The organism is uncultured Bacteroides sp. (assembly GCF_910585845.1).
Lineage (GTDB): Bacteria > Bacteroidota > Bacteroidia > Bacteroidales > Bacteroidaceae > Bacteroides.
This window is the reverse complement of sequence record NZ_CAJUHF010000042.1, coordinates 1-22,191: the sequence shown is the minus strand read 5'-3', so window position 1 is coordinate 22,191 and position 22,191 is coordinate 1. Positions and strand designations below refer to the sequence as shown.

Genomic DNA, 22,191 nt, shown 5'->3' with positions numbered 1-22,191 from the left:
GGTTATTCATAGATTTTATTCAGCAATCTATTCAACCACTCCCAACTGAAGCGAAACCAACGGCGAGTACTACTTTGTTTTCCACCAAACCGGAGCACGAAGTCGCGATAACCATGTTTGCGGAAGGGAAGGCCGACATCCATAAATTCGAGATGGTTGTACCCTCGTTGTTTGGCATCGCACAGGGCATGCCATACGGCAAGTATACCGGGATATTGCAAAGCGTATGTCTTGCGCATACCCCCTGAGAACCAAAGGTAGGCATTGTCTTCGGAGTAGATGCAGGCACTTCCTCCGATGATTTTATCTTTATAAGTGACAATGAATATCTTGCTTTGTTTTCCTTCTACCATCTCTTTTTCCAGATGATGGAAGAACTCTTTTCCAGGAAAATGCCGGCGTATTTTGGAAGAGTAGACATGGCGTAGCATTTGCGTGAATGCATATATCTCTTCCGGATCTTGCGTTTCCCTTACTTTTGCACCGTTTTTCAGTCCTTTTTTTATCTGCCGGATACGTGAAGGACTGAAACGTGCTTCTATATGATCGATGCTGTGTAATGAATTTCGTACCCGTAGCCAATTGATGGCAAAGTAACGGTTTTTGCGGAAGGACTTATAACCGAACAGGGAATTATCTAAGTTACGAAATTCGATGAGGAAGGCATCCCGTAGTGCTTCGTCTGTCAAACGCTGCAACATTTCGCCGAAGACAAATTCCTTGTCTACGGTCTCGTCGAAATACTCTCCGTTGCCGTAGATCTCACACCTTTTTATGATGGCAGGAGGAAATAGGCGTACGCTTTTTCGGATTGCAGCCAATAGCTTGGCCACGGGTTTCCCATTTTCGGAGGCAACGATGAGTAGAGGCGTGTAGCCTGTAGTTGCTTCGTAGATGCGAAACAACTCGATGGAGTGAAATGTATTTTTGCCCGGTAGTTCCGGGACATTACTTCCGCGGTAATATGTTGTCAGTTTCAAAGGCATTGACCGCAAATTTAAAAAATAATCTTGTATCTTTGCGCGAATAAATGATAATTTAGCTACGGACTATGGGTACTTTTCTGTATGATGTATAGTGGCTTGTAGCTTCGTGGCGGTTCAACTAATAGATAATGGAGAATTTCAGTGAATTACTAAAACTTCGCCGCAGCATGCGGAAGTTTACAAATGAAGAGTTGGCACAGGAGCAAGTGGTTGCTTTGATGAAAGCCGCATTGATGTCACCTACTTCCAAACGGACCAATGCATGGCAGTTTATTATGGTAGACGATAAGGAATTGCTTGAAAAATTGTCACATTGTAAGGCACAATCATCTCAGTTTATTGCCGAAGCCCCATTGGCTATTGTGGTGACGGCTGATCCCCTGGCAAGTGATGTGTGGATCGAAGATGCTTCCATTGCTTCAATTATCATACAGTTGCAGGCTGAGGACTTAGGTCTGGGCAGCTGTTGGGTGCAGGTACGCGAACGTTTCACGGCTACCGGAATGCCTTCCGATGAATACGTGCGTGGAGTGTTGGACATCCCTTTGCAATTGCAAGTGCTCAGTGTCATAGCTGTAGGGCATAAAGGGATGGAACGCAAACCTTTTGATGAAGAACATCTGCAATGGGAAAAAATTCATATTAATAAATTTGGAGGAAAATAACGGTGAGCGCAGCAAAAGCAAACAATAATCGCGATACTTACAAAGCTACAGCTATTACATTGATCGTTTTCGGTATACTTTATTTGATAGACAAATTGATTCATTTCTCCAGTTTGGGATTGCCGTGGGTGATGAATAAAGACAATTTTCTGTTGTATACGGCGATCATATTCCTTCTTTTCAAGCATGATAAATCGGTCGGACTGGTGTTGATAGGCTTGTGGTTAATATTGAACTTCGGATTGATAACCGCGTTGCTTGGCACTATGTCTGCCTATTTGTTGCCATTGGCTCTGCTGCTTTTGGGGGTTATCTTATATTGGTTGGCTACAAGATGAAAAGAAGTGTGCAAGATACGCCGATTATTTTTATCGGTGCGGGAAATCTGGCGACAAATTTGGCTATGGCTTTGTATCGGAACGGTTTCCGTATAGTGCAGGTATATAGTCGTACGGTGGAGGCTGCCCGTACTTTAGCCCAAGCAGTGGAAGCAGGATATACCACTGAACTTTCAGAAGTGTCGGCAGAAGGTCGGCTTTATATCGTTTCATTGAAAGACGATGCTTTCGTACAGTTGTTACCTGCGATTGTTGCTGGTAAAGGAGATGCCTTACTGGTTCATACGGCTGGAAGTATCCCGATGAACATTTGGGAAGGGAAAGTCTCCCGCTATGGTGTGTTCTATCCTATGCAGACATTCAGTAAACAGCGTATTGTGGATTTCCGTGCCATACCTTTCTTTATTGAGAGTAATTCTCAGGAAGATACCGAACTCCTGAAAGCTATTGCTTCTGTGCTTTCAGAGAAGGTTTATGAGGCTACTTCCGAACAGCGGAAGAACCTGCATCTGGCAGCTGTATTTACCTGTAATTTTACAAACCACATGTACACATTGGCTGCCGATCTGTTGAAGAAATATGATATCCCGTTTGATGTGATGTTGCCTTTGATAGATGAAACCGCACGTAAGGTGCATGAACTGGAACCGCAACAAGCGCAGACAGGACCGGCCGTCCGTTATGATGAGAATGTAATCAATGAGCATCTGTCCATGCTGTCAGATGAACCAGAGATGCAGGAACTTTACCGTTGGATCAGCCAGAACATTCACCGATTGAAGAACAAACAGTGATTGGATCCAAAGAGAACCCTGATATTCATGATAAAAAGAATAAAAAGTGAGTACCATTAATTACGATTTAAAAAAAATAAAAGCCTTGGTTTTTGACGTGGACGGTGTCTTGAGTGCTAATGTCATACCGATCAGTGCCGAAGGAGAGCCTATGCGTACAATAAACATCAAAGACGGATACGCCATACATCTTGCCGTGAAACAAGGTCTGATATTAGGTATCATTACCGGTGGACGTTCTGAAGCAGTACGCAAGCGTTTCATGACTTTGGGCATTCCGGTAGATGATATTTATATGTCTTCTTTTATTAAAATCCATGATTATCGTGATTTCCGTGACCGTCATGGGTTGAAAGACGAAGAGATATTGTATGTGGGAGATGATATTCCAGACATTGAAATCATGCGTGAATGCGGTCTGCCTTGTTGTCCCAAGGATGCTTCTGCGGAGGTAAAGTCGGTTTCACGCTATATTTCCCATGCAAATGGCGGCTACGGATGTGGCAGGGATGTAGTGGAACAGGTACTGAAAGTTCATGGTATGTGGATGGACGATAAGGCATTTGAGTGGTAGATCGTTAGTGTCCGATGGTAGAAAGGAAGTATTGATGATAGAAAAAAACAAAAGGAGTATGTTGGATAATCTGAAGAAATATAAAGTGATATTAGCCAGTAATTCTCCCCGTAGGAAGGAACTGCTGGCAGGTTTGGGAGTAGATTATGAAGTAAGAACCTTGCCGGATGTGGATGAGTCTTATCCGGAGAACTTGCAAGGGGCGGATATACCGTTGTACATAGCGAAGGAAAAGGCAAACGCATACATTGCGCTAATGCAACCTGGCGAGCTGATTATTACGGCAGATACCATTGTATGGTTGGATGGACAAGTCTTGGGAAAGCCGGCAGATCGTGAAGATGCTTTACGGATGCTGCGTCAGATGTCGGGACGTGTCCATGAGGTTTTTACGGGTGTATGTATTACGACTACCGAGTGGCAGCGAAGCTTTTCGGCCCAGACCGAGGTGCGTTTCGCTACGCTTAGTGAAGAAGAAATGGCTTACTATGTAGATAAGTTCCAGCCTATGGATAAAGCCGGTGCCTATGGGGTGCAGGAGTGGATCGGCTTTATCGGTGTGGAAAATATCTCTGGCAGTTACTATAACATTATGGGACTTCCGGTGCAGAAACTATACAGGGAGTTACTGGAGGTGTAGATCAATACTTCTCTTCATAAACCAAGTTCCAGGCGTTCAGAAAGGACGCCTTTGTTATTTCTACGATCTTCTCCCAATTCAGTTTGTCAGTGTGGTCGGAAGGCTGGTGATAATCAGGATGTCCATCAGTGTGATACCAAATGATGGGAATACCCGCTCGGGCAAAAGAACCATTATCGCTACCGCCTATGGGATTATCCCACGGCCGATAATCGGGTTCCAGTTTCAGTTTATACTTCTTGATGTCTTCTTTCAGCCATCTGCCGAAGGCTGGATTGGCCTCCGTATAGAAGTAAACGACATGCATAGGTTGGGCGGGCTTGTTGTTGCGTCCTATCATGTCGAAATTGAGATACCCTTTTACTTGCGAGATAAAAGGGCAAGTCTGTACGAAATATCTGGAACCCAATAATCCCTTTTCTTCTCCATCCCAAAAGGCAAAGATAATATTCCGTTCCGGTTGTTTTCCGCTGGCAAGGAATGCCCGTGCTATCTGCAAGACGGCAGATACGCCGGATGCGTTGTCGTCAGCACCATTATAAATCCGGTCGCCATCCAAAGCTACATCGGCTCCCAAGTGGTCGAAGTGTGCTCCTACAATGACATACTCATCGGTTTTCTGACCGGGAATCATGCCCAGTACGTTTGCCATGCTCAGTTTCTGGTGGACTTCCTTTTTTAACAGGACTATTGAGTCTGGGTTTACTTCCCATAGTCCTCTTTTTTGTCGTTCCTTTCTGTAAGCCTCGAATGGCTGGAAATAACTATCTTCTAATGGTTCTACGCCCATGATTTGCAGTAACGAGGCTATGTATTGGGCAGCTATCCTTGAACCCTGATATCCAGCTTCACGTCCTTGCAGTTCATCGTGTGCCAGAAAACCGATATAAGCTTCGGCCGATGCCTGGCTGATGCTGCCTAGTCCTTTTTCTATAGGAGACTGGGCATGCATCGCCAAATGGCTGAAAACACAAACGATATAGAAAATGCAATACCTTTTCATCTAATCTTAATTGATGTTTTCTTATTCGATTATATCCAGCATCAGCGGAATGTCCTCCTCGGAAATTCCTTGCTTGAGCAAGATTTCCCGGTCTTTTTCAAATGTAGATAAGAAAGTATCTTTGCTACCGCTTTCTGCCATAGCCTTACCATACAGTCTGGCAGCCTTTTCTATATGCCCTAAGACCCATGCCGCATGGCCGGCATTAAGGTAGTCGGTGGCATAAGGCTTTCCGCTGAGAATCCTATCATAATACTTCATGGCCTGTTCGTGCTTTCCATTGACAAATGAACACCAACCGATGCCACGCCATGCCTTTATACAGTTATTCTCCAGAAAATCCAATTTGAAGAAATACTGTAGTGCTTCATCATACTGCCTCAGTTCGGTCAAGCAACTACCGATATAGAACAATATGTTCCGGTTCTCTGGCTGTATGCCTTCTACCCGCCGATAATATTTCAAGGCTACATCGAAGTCCTTCATTTGCCGGTAACAGGTGGCCAGGTGGCGGAGTGTCCATAAATGCTCCGGTTTCAGCACGTCGGCTTTCAGGTAGGCATCTATGGCTTCCTCATATCGTTTCTCCTTTTGCAGGCAGAAACCGGTCTTTTGGAAAATATCAGCATTGGCTTGTTGCTTGGCAATCAACAATTGATAAATCTCTAAAGCTTCTACCAGATGCTCTTTTGTGAAGTGGAAGTCGGCGATGCCGGCTAATTGTGTGGGAGTACTGAAGAAATCTTTCAGTACGGGATTCCGGTGCAGCGCTATCTCTTCCTTGAAGATATTGCGGAACTCTTCCCGACGTTGGCTCAATTTGAAGAAGCGGTACAAATCGTGGATATATTGGTTACTGATAACTTCTTCCCGTGCCTTGCCCGTTTTGTTCAACTCTTCTACGGTAATGTCTTGTTCCTGAGGGAACAATTGCTGTAACATGGCATCCCGTTGTGCTTCGGGTATCTCTGCGATAGTAAAGCAGAACGAATATTTGTCGCTATTGCAGAAGAAGTCCGATTGCAGGACGATGGAGAGGACAGACACCTTGTCCGACTTCCCCAGCCCGACTTGATGGATGACGCTGGAATGCACCTTGTTGAAAGGATAAAACCAGTTATGTGGCTCTTTGAAGAAAGGAAATCCTTTGAGTTGTGCGAAAGTACTCATGTATACGTCTGCTCCCTCCAACTGTAAGTCATTCATTTCCCGTATCTTGTCTCCCAATCCTGATTGTGATATGGCTTGTTCCCATTCCGGATTAAAGTCGTTTTCATCCATTTCCTCAAAGTCGAATTTCATGTTGCGCATGATATTCACGCTTTTCATCATTCCGGGGAGGATTTCTTCCCGCATTTTTTTATTAATCTTTTCCGTATCTTGACTGCGAAGCAGTTGGATATATATGTGGGTCAGTTGTCTGCTGAAATTTGGGTTTTCCTTGCAGAGCGATATGCGTGCCATAAGTTCTGGATAAAATGCTAGGCGTGAGGGGTAAAGATTCAGAATGATGACAAGCCCTACTAACGCCCTTTGATTTATTTGCGGATCGCTGTGTCCTATTCCATCAAGCAACCAGTGGAGCTTACGTTCGTCAAAGCATTCCATTAGGCTAAGGGTGACGGCACTGACAAAAATGCAGACGGCATCGACCGGAATGGTTTCCGAACGGAGCATATTTTCTGCCTGTTTTTTCTCTTCCGCTGTCCAACTACTATTGCTCCATGTGGTAAGGAATATCATTTTTACAATCTCCTCATGTCGTTTCAGTATGGCATCCACTTTCTTGTAGTTGTCCAGTTGCGATACGGCCATTTCGTCTGCGAAACCTTCCAAGATACGCTGTAAGACAGGGAGCGTATATTCTTTCGGATACCATTTCGCATTTTTCCGTAAAGAGTGATAGTAGTGGTCTGATACCTCATCCAGCAGGGTCAGGCGTGTCTGGTCGGCTATTTCCCAAGTTTCGGTCAATAGTTGTTGGTATAACCTGTGGCGTTCCGGATCGGTTGTCCCTTGTTTCATATATTGCAACATGTATTGGTAGGAGAGCTTTATTTGTTCCAATTTGTTGCTAAGCTGCCAGTTGCCGCCCGATTGCAAGAAAGCATCCAGCTGGGTGAGTGCCTCTCCCAGCCGTTTGCTTTCCAGTAATTGGGCTATCAGTTGATATTGTTCTTGTATGCTTTGGATATTCATCTATGCTCCAGGGTGTTGGTTAGAAGCGCCAATAGAGTTGCAGGTCTACAGTATTGTAGTGGCTGTCGCCTGCAGTTGTCTTGTCGCATGTATAATTATAGTTGGCTTGCAACTTTAGGTTCTTACAGAAGTAATAGTTTGCGGACAGGCAGTAGAGCGACTTTTGTGTGTTCCATTCCTTGTTGTCGCGATATACATCCCACTTGGCATATACTTTGCATTTTTTACTCAGAGGTGCGCCTACGGCAATGTACCAGGCATCGGCCTTGTCGCTCGTTCCGTTTTTCAGTGTGCCGTCGCTTTCATAGTCGTCCACCTTGTGGCCTTCGCTTACGGCAAACTCGGCGCGTACTGTCCAATCTGCCTCATATTTCAAGCCGACTGCCATACGATTGCGATCCACGTTTATTCCGTTCTTGCTGTATTCACCGGTCCATCCGAACGCGCCAATTGCAAGATTCTTGACCGGATAGACATAGACTCCCCCAATGATATCCTTTGAACGATTCTCGTCGCTATGGTTTATGCCCTGTCCGTTATATACTCCCACTTGGTAGTGGACAAAGTTATGGTTGTCTTTTCCTATTGGCAGGAAGTCACCTTGCAGTTGTAGTCCGATGTCACGTCCATTGCTACTGTGTTCGCCTACACGGTCGTTCATTCCCGCCAACTTGTCAATCAGCTGTGAGTAACTGCCGAAGCCTATGTCCCAAGGATTCATTGGGTTTTCAAATGTGAAAGCACGTTTGAATTGTCCGAAGCGTATGTTCAGGAACTTATAGCGTACCCATTCCGCCCAAGCGTCGACAATACGTGGTCCTTTCTCTTTTGAAGTGCCGCTCACACCGTTCATCTCCATCTGGAATTTGTATTTAAAGTCGAGCACTTTGCCGTCTACGTAAAGACGTGCTAAACGTAAATCGAAGTTTGTATGGCTTTTGTTACTGCCATATATGTCTTGGTCGTTGGCAGAAGCCTTTCCTATGACATATCCGCCGAAGGAGGTCTTTTGCAAAAAGTCCTCTTTGGCCTGTTTTCCTAAATTATTTTGTGCAAAGATGTTTCCCGTCATTGCCAAAGCCACGAAAAACAGTATAGGTCGAATGATTTTCATTATAAAAATTGCTATTGTGTCTTTTTCAATATATAGAATGACACAGATAACGCAGACTAACCTTTATAATTGTCTGTATCATCCGTGTCATTTGTATCAGGCTTTACACCGGATCATGGATCCGGTGCCAGTTTAATGTTCTTATTCTTATTCGTTGATAGCTGCGATACCCGGAAGAACTTTTCCTTCGATTGCTTCAAGCAATGCACCACCACCTGTAGAAACATAGGAAACGCCGCTAGCCAAGCCAAACTTGTTTACACAAGCTACAGAATCACCTCCACCTACGAGTGAGAAAGCACCGTTTTTGGTAGCTTCTACGATAGCCTCGCCTACTGCGCGTGAGCCGTGAGTGAAGTTGTCGAATTCGAATACGCCAGTCGGGCCGTTCCACAGGATTGTCTTGGAACTTTTGATCACTTCTGCAAAGATTTCCTCAGTCTTAGGACCGATATCCAGACCTTCCCAACCGTCGGGGATCTCGTTTACCGGACAGAACTTGGTGTTGGCATCGTTAGAGAAAGCATCAGCAATCTTGGCATCTACAGCCAGTACCATGTTCACACCTTTTTCTTTTGCTTTCTGCAACAGACCGAGAGCCAGGTCAAGTTTGTCGTCTTCGCAAATAGAGATACCGATCTTTCCACCCATAGCTTTGGTGAAAGTATAGGTCATACCACCTGCGATAATCAGGTTGTCTACCTTACCCAAAAGGTTTTCGATGATATCAATTTTAGAAGATACCTTAGAACCACCCATGATGGCAGTAAATGGACGTTTGATGTCGTTCAGTACTTTATCAACAGCCTTAACCTCTTTCTCCATCAGGTAGCCGAACATTTTATTGTCTTTGTCGAAGTATTTGGCAATAAGTGCTGTAGAAGCGTGTGCACGGTGTGCGGTACCGAAAGCATCGTTCACGTAGCAGTCTGCGTATGAAGCCAACTTCTTCGTAAATTCTTTCTGGCTTTCTTTGACAGCTTTCTTGGCTGCTGCTTTTTCTTCATCCGTAGCATCTTCAGCCAAACCGCGGGGCTTGCCCTCTTCTTCTGCGTAGAAACGAAGGTTCTCGAGCAACAACACTTCACCCGGTTGCAGAGCAGCAGCCTTCACAGCAGCCTCTTCACCCATGCAGTCGTTAGCAAATTGTACTTCAACACCCAGCAACTCTGAAAGATGGTTCAGGATGTGTTTCAGTGAGAACTTGTCAGCCGGACCTTTTGGACGACCGAGGTGTGAACCGATGATGATACTGCCACCGTCAGCCAAAATCTTTTTCAGCGTGGGAAGGGCGGCACGCATACGGTTATCATCTGTAATGTTGAAGTTTTCGTCCAAGGGTACATTGAAGTCTACACGGACGAATGCCTTTTTACCGGCAAAGTTGAATTGATCAATTGTCATAATACTCTATTTTATTTAAAAGTGTTATTAATCTGTTTTTAGTGTGCGCAAAGTTACTATTTATTTCTTTTTTTTGCTATGAAAGCATCATTTATTCTTTGCCTTTAGGTTTCTCTTTGCTTACTTTATACTTTTCGCAATAAGATTTGCACATCAATTGTAAACCGCAGTTGTCACATTGCGGTGTACGAGCGAGGCAGACATAGCGTCCGTGCAGGATCAGCCAGTGGTGGGCGATGGGGATATCGGCTTCCGGAATGTTCTTTACCAGTTCCTTTTCTACGCTGAGTGGGGTAGTGCAGGATGCTGTCACCAGTCCGAGGCGGTGGCTGACGCGGAATACATGGGTATCTACTGCCATTGCCGCTTTGTTGAATACAACGGACTGGATTACATTAGCTGTTTTTCGGCCCACACCGGGCAGTTTCACGAGCTCTTCCAGCGTGTCGGGCACTTGACTGTCGAAGTCCTTTACTAGCATTTTGGCCATACCCACCAAGTGTTTAGCCTTATTGTTAGGATAGGACACACTCTTTATATATTCGTAAATGACTTCAGGAGTGCTGGCTGCAAGGGTTTCTGGGGTGGGAAAGTCACGATATAGTGGCGGGGTGATCATGTTTACCCGTTTGTCCGTACATTGGGCAGAAAGAATGACGGCTATCAGCAACTCGAACGGATTGTTGTAGTGCAGCTCTGTTTCGGCTATGGGGCGGTTCTCCCGAAACCAGGAAAGTATCTTCTCGTAACGTTCTTTTTTTCTCATCTTAATTTATTTTTATGGTAATGTGGGGTAACCTTTCCATTGAAATAGAACATGGACAGGATGGTGAGGCATGCTCCGAACAAGTAGGCTTTGTCGAAAGTACTGATTTCTGCAATGTATCCCCCTGTCAGCATTCCGATTCCGATGCCCACGTCCCACGAAGTCAGATAGGTGGAGGTGGCGGTACCGCGTTGGTTGTTGGGGGCGAGGTTGACAAACAGGGAGTTGTAAGCAGGGAACATGATTCCGAAACCTACTCCCAACAACAAGGCTACAGCAAAGAAAGCGACATTACACAACATCATGTTCCAGTCGACAAGATACACACATGTCGAAAGCAGGAAGAAGCTAAATACAACGAGGTAAAGTCCGGCAGAAATGACTTGGGTGATCTTTCCTTTGTCCACGAGTTTACCGGAAAATATACGCGAAATGGCCATGCCTATTGCCATGAAAGTGAAGAAGAAACCGGCGGTGGCATTGATGCCTATTTGTTTGGCATACATAGCTACGTAGTTTGTTGTCATACCGTAGGGAATAGATAACAACAGCAAACTGACGCCTGCCGGAATACCCTTGAGCAAGATGAAGCGGTCGAGTGATATAGGTTCCCGTTTCATTGGCGGTTTATAAGGCGTCTTCACCAAGTTGGCACAGACGAAACCAGCCATGCAGGAACCCAGTGAGCAACAGAAAATGGTAGTATAACTCATGCCTGCGTCATGCAGGAACAAGCCGAACATCGGGCCTACCGCCATAGCTATGTTGTTGGCAAGCCCGTAATATCCCAACCCTTCGCCGCGTCTGGACGAAGGCATGATGTCAATGACCACCGTGTTGCCGCCTACGGTTACTATGCCGAATGAGAATCCCTGTATGATACGGAACAGGATGAACAGCGTCAGCGAACTGGCGATGATATATCCCGCAAACATACTCATAAAGATAAAGTAAGCCAGCAGATACAAAGGCTTACGTGCAAAACTGTCCAAAAAGTATCCGGAGAAAGGGCGTATGCATAATGCTGCTACTGTATAACAGGAAAGTATAATACCGATTGTCGAATTGTCCGTACTGAATGCTTCGGACAGGTAAAAAGGCAACACCGGTATCAGTTGCCAAAAACCGAAGAAGAGCAAGAAATTGGCTGCAAGAATAAAACAGTAGCTGGGAGTAACAAGTCTATCTTTCATTTTTAGAGAGTTGAAAATTGAGAATTGAGAGTTGAGAGTTTGGCTACGCTATACAGCAAGCAACTCTCAACTCTCAATTCTCGACTCTCAACTTATTTTAGTATGCTGCTTCAAATTCCTTCAAGAATCTGGTGTCATTTTCAGAGAACATACGAAGGTCTTTCACCTGATATTTCAGGTTGGTGATGCGTTCGATACCCATGCCGAGAGCATATCCGCTGTACACTTTGCTGTCGATACCGTTGCTTTCCAACACATTGGGGTCCACCATGCCACATCCCAAGATCTCCACCCAGCCGGTGTGTTTGCAGAATGGGCAACCTTTTCCGCCGCAGATATTGCAGCTGATGTCCATTTCCGCACTCGGCTCCGTGAAGGGGAAGTAGGACGGACGCAGGCGGATTTTTGTATCTTCGCCGAACATCTCTTTGGCAAAGAGCAACAGCACTTGCTTCAAGTCGGTGAAAGATACATTCTTGTCCACATACAACGCTTCGAGCTGATGGAAGAAACAGTGGGCACGATAGCTGATGGCTTCGTTGCGGTATACGCGTCCCGGGCAGATGATGCGGATGGGAGGTTGCGAAGCTTCCATGACGCGGCTCTGTACGGACGAAGTATGTGTACGCAGCACGATGTCGGGGCGGGTTTCGATGAAGAACGTATCCTGCATGTCTCGTGCGGGGTGGTCTTCGGCAAAGTTCAGCGCGGAAAACACGTGCCAGTCGTCTTCGATTTCCGGACCTTCGGCAATGCTGAAGCCCAAACGGGAGAATATGTCGATGATTTCATTCTTTACGATGGTAAGCGGATGGCGTGTACCCAACTCTATCGGATAGGCTGAACGGCTGAGGTCAATGTCATCGCAACCCGTATCTTGGCTTTCGAACTGCTCTTTCAAGGCGTTGATTTTTTCTTGTGCCTTGTTTTTCAGTTCATTCAGTTTCATGCCGACTTCTTTCTTCTGTTCGGCAGCCACATTGCGGAAATCTGCCATCAAGTCGTTGATCGCTCCTTTCTTGCTGAGGTATTTGATGCGGAGCACTTCCAGCTCCTCGGCGTTGGCAGCTTTCAGTGCTTCCACTTCCTGCAGAAGCTCGTTGATTTTAGCTATCATATATGTTTTTGTTTATTATTTTATTCCGGATAATTCATAAAACGGTGCAAAGATATAATTTTATCACGATTTCGGTTGCAAAGTCCGATAAGAAAATGAGTGCTAGTCTTGTTTTTCTTTGACTGTGATGATTTCTGCGACAGATGTCGGTTAGAGGGGCTACTCTATGTCAGGCATGGATCATCTTTGTATGATCTCCGTACTATCTTCGTGTCCTAATAGGAACTGTTAAACTTTGGGAATATTTAAATATACTATGGTGGCTTTGTACAGATTTGCTTTACACACGGAACTATGAAGGAGGTATGGACTTCAGGTTTCAGTATGCTAAAGCTGAGGTTTGGCGGCTTAAACGTGAACTTCAGACGTTTCGAAACGAATTTTGTCTCGTGATACGGCTAATTTTGCCTCGTGATACGGATAAATTCGTCCCATGAGATGATTTTTTTCAGCTCACGAGACGAATTTATCCGTATCATGAGCCAAATTTATCCCTCTTGCAAGCCAAATTTCATAACTCTCATGCGCTTTCAATCGAGTCGTTGATATAGTAAGAAGAGGAGAGTACACCGAAACTGGGTGATACCCTCCTCTTTTATATTCTATTCCCCTTTCTCCGCCCGTTTGGGCGGGGTGGGGGAGGCTGGCATTACTGCTTTGCAGGAATATTTGCCAATATGTCCAATAAGTGTTTCCAGAACTTGTCTACTGTAGGAATCAGCATCCGTTCATCCGGCGAATGGACTCCTTGCAGGGTAGGACCGAAGGAAATCATGTCCAGTGACGGATATTTGTCGAGGAACAGTCCGCATTCCAGTCCGGCATGTATAGCTTTCACTTTGGCGTCCGTGCCGAACAGGCGTTTGTACGATTCCACGGCTATCTCCAGAATCTCGGAGTGTGGATTCGGTTTCCATCCCGGATAACCATCGCCGAAGGATACCTTGGCGCCTGCCATGTCGAACACGGTGCGCACCATGTTGGCGATATCCTCCTTGGAAGAGGCGGTGGAGCTGCGCTGGCTGGTTTCGACGCGTATCGTGTTTTCCGGTTTCATTTTCACCGACGCAAGGTTGGTGGACGTTTCCACCAGTCCCGGGATGTCCTGGCTCATGGCATAGACACCGTGCGGGCAGGCGTACAGGCTCTGCAACAGGTGTTTGGTTGTCTCTTTGTCGATGGCTTTTGCGTGGGCGTCTTCCGATTCCAGAATCAGTTGCAAGTCCGGATCGGCAACGGCATATTCGGCTTGTACTTCGGCTGCGAAAATGTTCAAGTCGGCACGCAAGTCGTGCTTCTTCTCTTCCGGCAGGGCGATAATGGCATGTGCTTCACGTGCGATGGCGTTGCGCAGGTTACCGCCGTCTATTTCGCAGAGATACATGTCATACTTCTGGAAGGTCTGGCTTAAGAAGCGGTTCAGTATCTTGTTGGCATTGCCACGTTGCAGGTGGATATCTCCACCGGAGTGTCCGCCTTTCAGTCCCTTCACCAGTATCTTGCAGAAGAAATATCCGGCAGGTACGTCCACTTCCTTATAGGTAAACTCGGCAACGGAATCTACTCCGCCTGCACAACCAATAAAGAGTTCGCCTTCATCCTCTGAATCAAGGTTCAGCAGGATGTCGCCATTCATGAAACCCTCTTTCAGGGCAAAGGCACCGGTCAGTCCGGTCTCCTCGTCTACGGTGAACAGACACTCTATCGGTCCGTGTTGCAACGTGTTGTCCGCCAGGATGGCCAGTTCGGTGGCTACGCCGATACCGTTGTCGGCTCCCAGAGTGGTACCTTTGGCTCTCAGCCATTCACCTTCGATTACGGTTTCTATCGGGTCGGTGAGGAAATCGTGCTGCACGTCGTTGTTCTTCTCGCATACCATATCTATATGCGATTGCAGGACTACCGTCTTCCGGTTCTCCATACCCGGTGTGGCGGTTTTTTTGATCAGTACATTCCCGGCTTCGTCGACCAGAGTCTCCAGATTCTGTTTTTCACCGAATGCTTTCAGGTAAGCAATCATTTTCTCTTCCTTCTTTGAAGGGCGCGGTACTTGGCAGATTTCGTTGAAGTAACGAAATACCCCTGCCGGTTTTAGTTCATTATTTTCCATATCAATAAGTTTATGAATGTCTGTTTTTAACCTCTTAGTGCTAAATATGGTTAAATAGGTCGCTTATTTTATTGCCGCATCTCTTTTTTTAGGGTAAAAAAAGCGCGTTAGTCCATACAAAGCCCTATATTTGCACCACAAAATTAGTAGAAATGCTCGATACAATATTGATAAGTTTGTTAATAGTTGCTATTTGCATAGCATTATTGGGGGTAAAAGTCTTTTTTGTGAAAGGCGGAAAGTTCCCGAACGGGCATGTCAGTGGTAATAAGGCGATGCGTGAGCGTGGAATCGGATGTGCCCAGTCGCAAGACCGGGAAGCGCAACGCAAACCCCGTTTCTCGATAGAAGAATTGGAAAAGGCCTTAAATGATAGTATGAATTAATAATTTAAAAACTATATTTTTTACAAGTTATGAAGAGATTGAACTACCTCATGAACGGTTTGGTTGCCCTTGCACTTATCGTTTTATTTTCTCAATGTACAGGTAAAGCTGATAATCAAACGGCAACGGCGTCAGGACAAGCTTCAGGTGAACTTTCCGGTATGAAGATTGCTTATGTTGAGATAGACACGCTGCTGTCACAATATAATTTCTGCATTGACCTGAATGAGGGTATGGTGAAGAAGAGTGAGAATGTCCGCCTGACGCTGAATCAGCGGGCACGTGAACTGGACAAGCAGAAACAAGACTTCCAGACAAAGTATCAGAATAATGCCTATCTTTCACAGGAAAGAGCACAACAGGAATACAACCGCATCGCCAAGTTGGAGCAAGACTTGCAGGCACTGAGCAACAAGTTGCAGTCGGAGCTGATGAGCGAGAACGAAAAGAACAGCCTGTTGCTGAGAGATTCCATCAATGCTTTCCTGAAAGAGTATAACAAGACAAAAGGATACAGCATGATTATCAGCAATACCGGTTTCGATAACCTGCTTTATGCGGATAGCATTTATGACATTACAAAAGAAATCGTAGAAGGATTGAATGCAAGATATTCTTCTCCGGCAAAACAATAAATAGGTTTCTATTTTAAGTAAAGGGGCATCCCCTTGCATCGTGAGTGAGTTCACCTTGCAAGGGGATGTTTTTTTATGTCGGCAGAGCTTATAAAAACGTACCAATCTTTTGTCGTTTCTTCTCAAAATGCATTGGGAGGGGGATTTGCTGTTTCTGTTTCTATTTTTATCTTCTACATTTGCCTGGTGATTTTTTTTAATTCTAATCAGAAAAGCATGATGAAGAAAATTGGTATTCTCTTATTCTTATTTATTTCTTTAGGGGTTTCTGCCGCAGAGTACACTTTCTCTGCGAAGGACATACCGGCAATGAAACAGTTGCTGGGCAGTGGAAAACTACAGCCCGGAGATGTGGTCGTACTGAAAGATGGAACGTATGAACATCTGGAGGAAGTGCATTTCACCGGTAAGGGCACTTTCGGCAAACCAATAACCTGGCGTGCCGAGCATCCGGGCAAGGCGGTCATTTCGGGCAGGCTGGACTTGAAGATATACGGAGAACATTTGCAACTGAAAGACTTGTTCTTTTATAAGGCATGGGCGATAGGGCATAATATGATTGATTTCCAAAAGGAGAAAGGCACGGAAGCATCCTATTGCCGTATGACCGGTTGCGTGATTGACGAGTGCAATAATCCGGCAAAAGGTACGCGTCCCAAGGAAGGGGACGAGTATTGGGTCGGGCTGAGGGGCACGAACAACCGGATAGACCATTGCTATTTTGCCAACAAGCGCGTAGGCGGGTTGGTGCTGCAAGTCTGGCTGAGCGCCGACAGCCATCTGAACAATCACTTGATAGACCATAACTTCTTTGGCGAGCGCCAGCCTTACGGAGGCAACGGGGCGGAGATTATACGCATTGGGCATTCCTGGTCGTCGCAGTGGGAGTCGCGGACTGTTGTCGAAGACAATGTGTTTTTCAGGTGCAGTGGCGAGAATGAAATCATCTCGGTGAAGTCCTGCCACAATGTATTGCGCAGAAACCTGTTCTATGAATCGGCAGGAGGATTGGTCTGCCGGCACGGACATTACAACGTCATTGAGTCGAATACCTTTATCGGGCACGGGCTTCGCGGAACGGCGGGCATCCGCATTATTAATCAGGGACATACGGTGTATGACAATTATATTAAGGAGGTGACAGCCTTCGGCCTGCTGGTGCGCGTGGGCGTCTATGAACGGCCCACGGCGGAGACGGATGTCAAAAAGGAGCCGCTGACCTCTTACCACCGGGTGGAGAATGTGGATATTGCCTACAATACCTTCCTGAACTGTCCGTTGGAGCTGGGCTCAGGCTATGGGGACAAGATGCCTCGCAACGTACGCTTCGCCCATAACCTGCTGGCAGGGCAAAAGCCTGAACTGAAGATCGTGAAGGCGGACGAAGTACTTCCCGGTTTCTTGTTCTTGGACAATCAGTGGGCATTTCCGGATGCAGCCTCCCTTTCGGCACTTCCTTACGAGCGGATAAAGAGCGGGTTCGATGCCGTGACGGCTCCCGTCGGGCTGGAGAAGAAGGAGAAGGAACGGGTGGATGCCGTGCTTTTTGCTGCCGGACCTGCGTGGTATGAGGCTATGAAGGAGAATGTGAATTATATAGATACACACCGATAAAATTAAAGGATATACGATTGGATATGAGAATGAAGCAAGCGAGATTTTTATGGATTGCGCTCTGTTTGGGAATGGCAGGAAGCCATATACAAGGCGGAAACCTGCATCCCTGGCAGATGAAGCGCGATTCCCTGTTGTTGTTCGAGGGTACAACATATCGTTATACGGTAGACACACCGGAAAATGAAGGGCTGGTTTTCACCTTGCCCTCGGTAGCGGAACTGAAAGAGCGGCTGGAGCGTTCGGGTGAGGGCGCTTTCCGTCTCTTCAACGCGCAAGGAAAGGAGAAGACGGAAGGAAAGCCTGCCAGTGGCGACTACCTGCGGAGTGCCGCGAAGCGCCTTGCCATAGGAGTGCGCAAGGGAGCATTGCTGCCGATGCTGGAACTGGACCGTAGCGCCATGACAGTGAATACTGCCGGATACCTGACACTCGACTTCTACGCCGGACAGCGCAGCCCGAAGACCACTGTCACCATCCGTGTGCCGGAATGTATCGACGTGACGCTGGACAATACAACGGTAAATGTCATCGGGCGCGGAGATGTATTGCTGCGCGACCTGCCCAAGCAGAGCATCGGGCGGACTGGAACCCACTACTCTTACACGAAAGTGGGCAACGTAGAAATCCGTAAGGAGGGGAAAAAGGGCACCCTGCTCATCTTCAGGGAACTGGACCTCCGCCCATCCAACGGGCCGGATATCCGCCTTTGTTTCCGTGGAATAGCGCTGCCCGACAAGAGAGACTACGCCTTCGAGGCAAGCTATGTGACTGCCGAGCCGGAAAAGCTTTACAGCCCCCTTGCCAAGGCCACCTTGAAAGGGGTGACTACCGTCTCGGATTTCAGTCGGCAGACCTTGCGGGCGTTTACTTATAAGAAAGACCGGGACCTGACGTTCATCTCCTTCTATTGGACGGCTCCCCGCAATGCGGAATCGGTCACCCTGCTGCAGTCGGCAGACAAGGGAAAGACCTGGGAACCGGTGAAGACCACCCTTTTGCCGGATGACGACTTCGCCACGGCCAACCGGTTGCAGCCCGACCACTTGTATGCCTTCAAGTTGCTGGTGAAGGGAGGAGATAACGCGGGCGAATCCAATGTCGCCTGGTTCTACTCCGGCCTGCAGGACGTCAAGACCCTCGGAGTGAAGGGCGACGGAGTGGCAGACGATACGGACGCCATCAACAGAGCCATTCTGGAGACGAACAGACTGGGCGGCGGCATCTTGCGCTTCACAGAGGGAACGTATAATGTGCGGACAGTACATCTTCGGAGTAACGTGTGGCTGCACTTGGACGCGGATGCCCTGATACAGGGACTGCCCGGTGGAGACGCCCCCGAAGCCACGTGGTTCAGCGACCGCGCCTACCGCTCGGGACTCTCGCCCACGGATCCGCGCCCTTATGCCGATCCGGAAAACTACCTGACGAAGCAAGACGTGGGACACACCTATTTCCGCAATGCCATGTTCTTCGGCGAGCGCATCGACAATGTGAAGATTGTAGGTACGGGGCGCATTTCGGGGAACGGCAACCTGGTCACTTCGGACAAGGTCATGAACAACGCGCCCGAGAAGCGGTGCGACAAGATGTTCTCCCTGAAACTCTGCACGAACGTGGAAATTGGCGGTTGGGATACGGGAAAGGATATGTGGTACGACCCGCAGCGTGACGAACCCTATTACATCGAGGCGGACGGCAAGAAGAACCCGGACGTAAGCAACATGCTGCACATCGACCAGGGAGGGCACTTCGTACTGCTGGCAACCGGAACGGATGGCATCCATGTGCACGACACCTACTTTGCCAAGCACCACACCCGCAACGCCCGCGACATCTACGACTTCATGGCCTGCAACGACGTCACGGTAACCAATATCTACTCGCGCGTCAGCTCGGACGACATCGTCAAGCCGGGCTCGGACTGCTCCTTGGGATTCACGCGTCCGGCACACAACTACCACGTACGCAATATTGTGGGAGACACGAACTGCAACCTCTTCCAGATAGGGTCGGAGACGGCGGACGACATTCAGGACCTGTACGTGGACAACATCTACGTATTGGGCGCCAACAAGGCAGGGTTCTCCATCTCCACCAACGACGGGGGACACATCAAGAACGTCTACCTGAACAGCGGGAAGACAGGCCCGATACATTCCCGTTCGGTGATGAAGCGTACGCGTGCCCCGTTCTTCATCTCCATCTCTAACCGGGGTCGCGTGTTGGGTGCCGATGTGTCGCCTTTCACGTTCACCGAGAATGGAAGCGTGCGCAAGGAGTTGCTCGTGACCAATTCCAATATAGGGAAGGTAGAGAACATCGTGATTCGTGGGGTGGACATCGACGAGGTCTACGGCGGAAGCTCCTTCCGTGGCGACCGTTGGAAGGCGTATGACGGTTCGCAGACAAAGGCGACGCCGATCATTGCCGGTTTCAAGTTGCCGGACACGAAGAACGTGGAGGGCGGACTGACGTTCCGCATGCCCGACGGCAGGCATACGGGATATATCGAGCATGTCGAGTTCCACGATGTGAACCTGCTCGTGAAGGGCGGCCATCCGTCGGAAGATGCGGAGGCTTGTCCGCCTGAGATCGGGGTAGGGCGATACAATGTGGGCGACCTGAAGACGCAGCCCTCTTTCGGCTTCTGGGCGCGCCACGTGAAGGGCTTCGTGCTGGACGGCTGCAAGGTAGATGCCGAGCAGAGGGACGGACGCTATGCAGTGGTCCTGGACGACGTCATCGGCGCGGAAATACAAGGCTTGCAGGTGAAAGAGGGCATCACAGACAAGGAGAATGTGAAGACACTCCGCAGCAAAGAAGTCATTATTAAATAGCAAAGAAGCTCTTATCAAATAGCGAAGAAGTCATCATTCAGTAGCAAAGAAGCTCTTATCAAATAAATACATAGAGAAATGAAACGAATTTATCTGTATTTCAAAGAGAAGACCGAGAAGGGCGAGTACACTTCCCGGCTTATGAGAATATTCCTGTTTTGGGGACTTGGTATTTTCTCGACGATATGGTTCCTGGTGCGGGTCATCCCGAAGCCTTCGCGTGCCGGCTATCCGTGCATGCAGGCGGCGGCGCCGTTGATGTCGGCATTCGTCATGTACCTGCTCTCGTTTACGGGGGCTTGGGTGAGCCTGCGCAAGATGAATGAGGCGTTCCGCAGGCGGAGAGTGCTGGCGGGAGTGCTGGCACTGGGTGCATTCTGCCTGTGCGGCACGCTGCTGATGGTAGAAAACAGTGCCGACCTGCTGGCACAAGCCGTCCTCCCCGTGCGGGAACCCTGCATGGCATGGGGAAAGAACAATCCGGTGGGCGAGGCGAAAGGCATCTACCCCGGCCGCGTGGTCTGGACGCATGCGCCGGGAGCCGCAACCTGGGAGAAGGGGACAGGCTTCTGGTTCGAAGACCGCTGGAACAGCCAAGAAGACGCGGACTGGCTCCTGCAACAATCGCTCCTGTCGCTGACCGGCGAGCGGAAGGGCAAGGACGCCTGGAAAGCCCTCTTCACCTACTTCAACCGCCAGCATGGAAAGGGAAAGCAAGGCTACCGGAAAGGGGAGAAGATAGCCATCAAGGTGAACCAGAACAACACCTTCGCCCACACGGACTGCGAGCAGCTGAATGCCTCCCCCCACCTGACGCTTGCCCTGCTCCGCAGCCTGGTGAACGACGGCGGGGTGCCGCAAGAGCAAATCACGGTGTTCGACGCGAGCCGCTTCATCACCGACGCCCTCTTCGACAAGTGCCATGCCGAGTTCCCCCGCGTGGTCTACCTGGACAATGAAGGCGGACGGGGACGCGTCAAATCGACCTACACCGCCGACGCCATCCCTTACTCGGCGGACAACGGACGCCTGGCGCGCGGGCTGGCAAACTGTGCGCTCGAGGCCGACTACCTGATCAACATGGCCCTGCTGAAGGGACACGGCGGACAGGGCGTGACGCTCTGCGCCAAGAACTGGTATGGCGTGACGGACATCGACCGCAACTTCCGCAAGAACCAGCATAACAATTTCAATCAGGACCGTAGCGGGAAGCCGCGTTACATGACGTTCACCGACTACATCGCCCATAAAGACCTGGGCCGGAAGACCATGCTCTTCCTGATCGACGGCCTGTACGGGTCGGAAAAGGTGAACGGAGCGCCTTCCGGTAAGTGGCGGATGTCGCCCTTCGACGGAGATTGGCCCTGCTCGCTCCTGGCTTCGCAAGACCCGGTGGCCATTGATGCGGTCGGCATCGACTTCCTCAGCTCGGAGTTCCCGCGCATGGCGGACGTGGACTATTGCGACATGTACCTGGTGGAGGCGGCTTTGGCCGACCGCTCTTTGTCCAACACCTTCTACGACCCCGAAAGGGACGGGCGTGGGCAGTCTGGGCGTGCTCGAGCATTGGAACAATCCGGAAGAGAAGAAATACAGCCGCAACATGGGGAAGGACGAGGGCATCGAACTCGTCTACCTGCGCCGATAGCCTGCGCTTCGCGGCACGGCTTGTGCGGAGCCTTCGCGCGCGGAGGTTTTCCTACGGATGGAGAGGCGGGAAAAAGACGCAATCCCGCCTCTTCTCCGAAAAGCGGTTCACGTAACTATTCAGCGAATCGAATACAATCATGTTGGTCAGCAACAATTTTAGAAT

At 48.4% G+C, this 22,191-nt stretch carries 19 protein-coding genes; 10 read left to right on the top strand and 9 right to left on the bottom strand.

Going from position 1 to position 22,191, the window contains the following annotated elements; genetic code table 11:
• Positions 1-2: 2 nt before the first annotated feature.
• Positions 3-986 carry a GNAT family N-acetyltransferase gene (locus QZ323_RS11180; RefSeq protein WP_294634773.1) on the bottom strand — a complete coding sequence of 328 codons (984 nt, stop codon included), beginning with the start codon at positions 984-986 and terminating at the stop codon, positions 3-5.
• A gap of 128 nt (positions 987-1,114) precedes the next feature.
• On the opposite strand from QZ323_RS11180, the gene QZ323_RS11175 reads away from it, so the two are divergent.
• From QZ323_RS11175 to QZ323_RS11155, 5 genes are read left to right on the top strand one after another with little or no spacing between them, the layout of a single operon-like run.
• Positions 1,115-1,651, top strand: coding sequence for a nitroreductase family protein (locus QZ323_RS11175; protein WP_294634771.1), 537 nt, complete (start codon positions 1,115-1,117; stop codon positions 1,649-1,651).
• A gap of 2 nt (positions 1,652-1,653) precedes the next feature.
• Positions 1,654-1,989 (top strand): hypothetical protein, encoded by a 336-nt coding sequence (locus QZ323_RS11170; protein WP_294634770.1) that lies wholly within the window; start codon positions 1,654-1,656, stop codon positions 1,987-1,989.
• A complete protein-coding gene (locus tag QZ323_RS11165) occupies positions 1,986-2,783 on the top strand; it encodes a DUF2520 domain-containing protein (RefSeq protein WP_294634769.1) in 798 nt (265 codons plus the stop codon). Before QZ323_RS11170 ends, QZ323_RS11165 begins: the two co-directional genes overlap by 4 nt.
• Before the next feature lie 46 nt (positions 2,784-2,829).
• The gene (locus QZ323_RS11160; protein ID WP_294634768.1) at positions 2,830-3,357 is read left to right on the top strand and encodes an HAD-IIIA family hydrolase; all 528 of its coding nucleotides are present in this window, start codon (positions 2,830-2,832) and stop codon (positions 3,355-3,357) included.
• A 58-nt stretch (positions 3,358-3,415) separates the two neighbouring features.
• Positions 3,416-3,997: a Maf-like protein gene (locus QZ323_RS11155; protein ID WP_294634767.1), complete on the top strand. Its 582-nt coding sequence runs from the start codon at positions 3,416-3,418 to the stop codon at positions 3,995-3,997.
• Position 3,998: 1 nt separating this feature from the next.
• Here the strand turns inward: QZ323_RS11155 and QZ323_RS11150 are convergent, their stop codons facing one another.
• The 8 genes from QZ323_RS11150 to QZ323_RS11115 all read right to left on the bottom strand — a co-directional run bounded on the left by QZ323_RS11150 (position 3,999) and on the right by QZ323_RS11115 (position 14,903).
• Positions 3,999-5,000: a M20/M25/M40 family metallo-hydrolase gene (locus tag QZ323_RS11150; RefSeq protein WP_294634766.1), complete on the bottom strand. Its 1,002-nt coding sequence runs from the start codon at positions 4,998-5,000 to the stop codon at positions 3,999-4,001.
• Between the two features lie 21 nt (positions 5,001-5,021).
• Positions 5,022-7,199 (bottom strand): tetratricopeptide repeat protein, encoded by a 2,178-nt coding sequence (locus QZ323_RS11145; RefSeq protein ID WP_294634765.1) that lies wholly within the window; start codon positions 7,197-7,199, stop codon positions 5,022-5,024.
• 19 nt (positions 7,200-7,218) lie between these two features.
• Positions 7,219-8,313 (bottom strand): porin, encoded by a 1,095-nt coding sequence (locus tag QZ323_RS11140; protein WP_294634764.1) that lies wholly within the window; start codon positions 8,311-8,313, stop codon positions 7,219-7,221.
• Between the two features lie 147 nt (positions 8,314-8,460).
• Positions 8,461-9,720 (bottom strand): phosphoglycerate kinase, encoded by a 1,260-nt coding sequence (locus tag QZ323_RS11135; protein WP_294634780.1) that lies wholly within the window; start codon positions 9,718-9,720, stop codon positions 8,461-8,463.
• Positions 9,721-9,808: 88 nt separating this feature from the next.
• Entirely contained in the window at positions 9,809-10,483 is a 675-nt protein-coding gene (nth, locus tag QZ323_RS11130) for an endonuclease III (protein WP_294634763.1), read from the bottom strand.
• A complete protein-coding gene (locus QZ323_RS11125; protein WP_294634762.1) occupies positions 10,480-11,676 on the bottom strand; it encodes an MFS transporter in 1,197 nt (398 codons plus the stop codon). The genes nth and QZ323_RS11125 overlap by 4 nt, the downstream gene beginning before the upstream one ends.
• A 97-nt stretch (positions 11,677-11,773) precedes the next feature.
• Positions 11,774-12,793: a phenylalanine--tRNA ligase subunit alpha gene (gene pheS, locus QZ323_RS11120; protein ID WP_294634761.1), complete on the bottom strand. Its 1,020-nt coding sequence runs from the start codon at positions 12,791-12,793 to the stop codon at positions 11,774-11,776.
• A gap of 649 nt (positions 12,794-13,442) precedes the next feature.
• Positions 13,443-14,903: an aminoacyl-histidine dipeptidase gene (locus QZ323_RS11115; RefSeq protein WP_294634760.1), complete on the bottom strand. Its 1,461-nt coding sequence runs from the start codon at positions 14,901-14,903 to the stop codon at positions 13,443-13,445.
• Between the two features lie 152 nt (positions 14,904-15,055).
• On the opposite strand from QZ323_RS11115, the gene QZ323_RS11110 reads away from it, so the two are divergent.
• The 5 genes from QZ323_RS11110 to QZ323_RS11090 all read left to right on the top strand — a co-directional run.
• Positions 15,056-15,289 (top strand): hypothetical protein, encoded by a 234-nt coding sequence (locus tag QZ323_RS11110; protein ID WP_294634759.1) that lies wholly within the window; start codon positions 15,056-15,058, stop codon positions 15,287-15,289.
• Between the two features lie 29 nt (positions 15,290-15,318).
• Positions 15,319-15,924 carry an OmpH family outer membrane protein gene (locus QZ323_RS11105; protein WP_294634758.1) on the top strand — a complete coding sequence of 202 codons (606 nt, stop codon included), beginning with the start codon at positions 15,319-15,321 and terminating at the stop codon, positions 15,922-15,924.
• A gap of 216 nt (positions 15,925-16,140) precedes the next feature.
• The gene (locus tag QZ323_RS11100) at positions 16,141-17,538 is read left to right on the top strand and encodes a polysaccharide lyase 6 family protein (protein ID WP_294634757.1); all 1,398 of its coding nucleotides are present in this window, start codon (positions 16,141-16,143) and stop codon (positions 17,536-17,538) included.
• Between the two features lie 23 nt (positions 17,539-17,561).
• Positions 17,562-20,378 (top strand): glycosyl hydrolase family 28-related protein, encoded by a 2,817-nt coding sequence (locus tag QZ323_RS11095; protein WP_294634756.1) that lies wholly within the window; start codon positions 17,562-17,564, stop codon positions 20,376-20,378.
• A gap of 78 nt (positions 20,379-20,456) precedes the next feature.
• Positions 20,457-22,191: DUF362 domain-containing protein (locus tag QZ323_RS11090; RefSeq protein ID WP_294634755.1), on the top strand; the 1,735-nt coding region annotated here is incomplete at its 3' end.